Raw genomic sequence first — 3,301 nt, 5'->3', positions numbered from 1 at the left:
GGACTGACTCCTTTTATTAACAAATGGCATAACATAAAATTAGCCGTTTACCAATTGTTATTTCTTCAAACTTAAATCCATTATTAAGATGTTCTCATTGGGACATCTTTTCTTTTGGTAACAAACAAGCTATAATCTATTCAATAAATTGAATTATCACTCTTTATATAAAGGAGGAACCCCTATGGTGATCTATAAGGATGACAAACGAGGTACATATTTCTTCGTAGTAAGAGTCCGTCAGTTTGATGGGACAACCAAGCAAGTAAAACGTCGTGGGTTTAAAACAAAAAAAGAAGCACGTGAAGCAGAAGCTAAAATGTTAGTTGAAAAAGAATCAAACTCCAATCTAACTTTTGAGCACGTTGCAGATAGTTATTTTAATTGGTATACGCAAAGGAGGAAACAATCTTCAATAAATACCATAAAAAATGCCATCTACAATCATTTAATGAAAGAATTTGGAAAAATGAAAATTGACTGTATCACACCTAGACATGTAATGGACTATCAAAACAAAATGATTAATGAATACTCTGCGGAATATTTAAAAAAATTCCACACTACACTCTCAGCAATATTTAATTTTGGAATAAAATTTCATGGTTTAACAACCAACCCAGCAAGAATTGCTGGGAATTTTCAAAAAGAATCAAAGAAAAGAATTAACTTTTGGGAATTCGAAGAATTTAAACAGTTTATCAGTGTGGTAGATGAGCCCATGTATAAAGCATTCTTTTCAACTCTTTATTATAGTGGAGCAAGAAAAGGCGAACTACTAGCTTTAACTTGGGAAGATATAAATTTCGAAGAAAAGGCCATTAACATTCACAAAACTAAATACAATCGTCAAGTTACAGAACCAAAAACTAAAGCTTCTAATCGAATTATTATGTTACCTAACTTTGTAATGAATTTATTAAGAGGTATAAAAAAAGATGCTGCACTAACAGCACCAGTTAAAAATGATTATGTTGTTTTTGGTGAATTCTATGATAGTCTCGCCACAACTTCATTACATAAAAAATTCAACAACTATCTAAAGATTGCTATGGTTAAAGAGATTGTAATGCATGAGTTTAGACATTCTCATGCTTCTTATCTAATAAATAAAGGTGTTAGCCCGCTGGTTGTAGCCCAGCGATTAGGGCATTCTGATGTAGCAACAACTTTAAATACTTATAGCCATTTGTATCCTTCGAAGCAAGCAGAAGTAGTTGCGTTTATGGAAAAAGATTTGCTATAATTGTTACCAAACCGTTACCGATTAACTATAAACCGTTGATATTATAACTTTAGAAAAGACCCTGTTCGTCAATTCCTTTTTATCTGTCTTATTTCACACTTAGTTTTTCTTTCACTTTCGCTGGAAGCTCGTCTTTTTTCACTTCTTCCCAAGCTGTTACACCTTTTTTATCTGAGTGGTATACGCGTAGGAATGCTTCTTTACGAAGATTTTTTTGAGCTATGAATTCTAATTCTTTCTCTTTACCGTCTTTATCAAAGCCAGTCAGTTTATATTCATAATCTTTAAATTTCTGCCCATTACTATCTTTACTATCAAATTCTTTTCCATCTACTGTAATTTGAACATAATACTCATCTTTACCCATACGGTTTAAATCACAACCAACTAACAAACTTGCAAATACAACTAAAATACTAAATAGTGCAATGTATCTTTTCATTTCCTTCACCTCATATGTTTTTTCTTATATTCTTATCTTAAAGCCCGGAGCTTAAAGAAGAAATTCAAAAACATGACATGAACATTACACTTTTGTAAGATAATAATTATTTCTTCACTTTAGAAATTGTCATTCCATTAAGCTTCTGTATAACGTTTTTGTTTCTCACGCTCATCAGCTACACTACCGCCAATAACGTCTTTCACGCCAATTTCGCCACTTATCACGTAATTTCCTTATACCGTTTATTACGCCTTCTATTATGCCCTCAATTATAATCTCTATTACAAGATATCTCACTAAACTAATAATAGGTTTAATTACGTATCTCCCTATAAATTCAAGAATATCCTCCATCATATTTTCCTCCTTCTTTTAAAAGGAAGCTGCTACTCCTCCGCGTCCTTTTACGTCCAGTTACAATTGCTGCCCTACTGCGGTATATATCAACAAAGATAATACGACAACAACATCCACGATAACGCTATTGAATTTGGAAGAAACTTCGGTAAATACTAATACTGTAGTTAACATGGCTAAGAGAATTATTTTTTCACCTATATTCGGAGATGCTCCCAAAAACTTTATAAAATCAAAGACAACTTTACTACAATTCTTCCTGTAACTAATTTATTATCGTGGTAAACCGTCTTCCACTACATCCGTAACAGTTCCATTCGGTTCAAAGATTACACGTAATGATCCTTCTCCAGTATAACCAGTATAGTCATATACTGAATATGATTTATATTTCTCAATTACATGTGGCTGTCCAATTGCAGCTTTTACCTGATTCGCGGCCATACCTTTTTTGATTTTCAAATAATGATTGTAACTTACTGCTGCCGAATTGTTATTTACATCTTTATACCACGGTACACGATCGTTTTTTTCTTCATATTCCTTTACAGGCTCTTCACTACGTTTCGTAAATACCTGATTCTCTTTATCTGTATCTTTATCTTCATCCTTTATAGCAGTACGTTCAATATTTACAACATAACCATATGTATTTAATTCAACCATAATTTCATATGTACCATCCGTATCTTTTTCAGTATAAAATACGCGTTTTTCATGGTTATTATAATGTTTTATGTTCTCACCACCATAGTCAATCGTATTAAGAATATCCGTATACGTCATACCTTCCTCAATCTTTTGAGATTCATCATGAGAAATATAACGCTTTTGTGATGATGGTGCATCCTCATTTTTAATACTTTCACGTTTGCTCGTAGTCATAGGTGTTTTCTTCTGATCTTTTAGTACTTCACCTTCCGCCTTCGCTGGTTGCTTTGCTCCTGCTTTTTTTAATACGTCTGTATCGCTAGAACAAGCTCCCAAAATCGATACTGTAGTCAACGCCATCCCTACTATAAGTACCCTCTTAAATGACTTCACTCTAATCCCCCCGGTGTTTTTTTATATCTAGTAATCAACGTATTTTAATTAATACGGAACTATTCAGTTCTATACAATTTGCTATAACCTTCTCCCTCATGCCCCTTTTTTGTATAAAGTGAAACTTTAATCAGCCCTCGCCAATCATCTTCGTTACAAATATTAACATTAAATATAACTAATAAATAGTATATTTTTGCTAATCATTT

3 protein-coding genes and 1 pseudogene are annotated in these 3,301 nt (G+C 32.7%); 1 reads left to right on the top strand and 3 read right to left on the bottom strand.

The window, feature by feature from the left end; genetic code table 11:
- Nucleotides 1-184 precede the first annotated feature (184 nt).
- Nucleotides 185-1,246 carry a tyrosine-type recombinase/integrase gene (locus tag ACQGS6_RS25180; protein ID WP_426965779.1) on the top strand — a complete coding sequence of 354 codons (1,062 nt, stop codon included), beginning with the start codon at nt 185-187 and terminating at the stop codon, nt 1,244-1,246.
- Nucleotides 1,247-1,334: 88 nt separating this feature from the next.
- On the opposite strand, the gene ACQGS6_RS25175 is transcribed toward ACQGS6_RS25180, so the two are convergent.
- The 3 genes and pseudogenes from ACQGS6_RS25175 to ACQGS6_RS25165 form a co-directional block, all read right to left on the bottom strand.
- Entirely contained in the window at nt 1,335-1,688 is a 354-nt protein-coding gene (locus ACQGS6_RS25175; protein WP_000833146.1) for a YxeA family protein, read from the bottom strand.
- A 143-nt stretch (nt 1,689-1,831) separates the two neighbouring features.
- A pseudogene (locus ACQGS6_RS25170) lies at nt 1,832-1,900 on the bottom strand (methyltransferase); the annotation flags it as partial.
- 421 nt (nt 1,901-2,321) lie between these two features.
- Nucleotides 2,322-3,092 carry a hypothetical protein gene (locus tag ACQGS6_RS25165; protein WP_119781472.1) on the bottom strand — a complete coding sequence of 257 codons (771 nt, stop codon included), beginning with the start codon at nt 3,090-3,092 and terminating at the stop codon, nt 2,322-2,324.
- Nucleotides 3,093-3,301: the final 209 nt, after the last annotated feature.

Source organism: Bacillus sp. GMs2/2 (assembly GCF_050172095.1).
Classification (GTDB): Bacteria; Bacillota; Bacilli; order Bacillales; family Bacillaceae_G; genus Bacillus_A; species Bacillus_A cereus.
The sequence above is the reverse complement of the archived record's forward strand: the minus strand, read 5'-3'. Positions and strand labels throughout refer to the sequence as shown.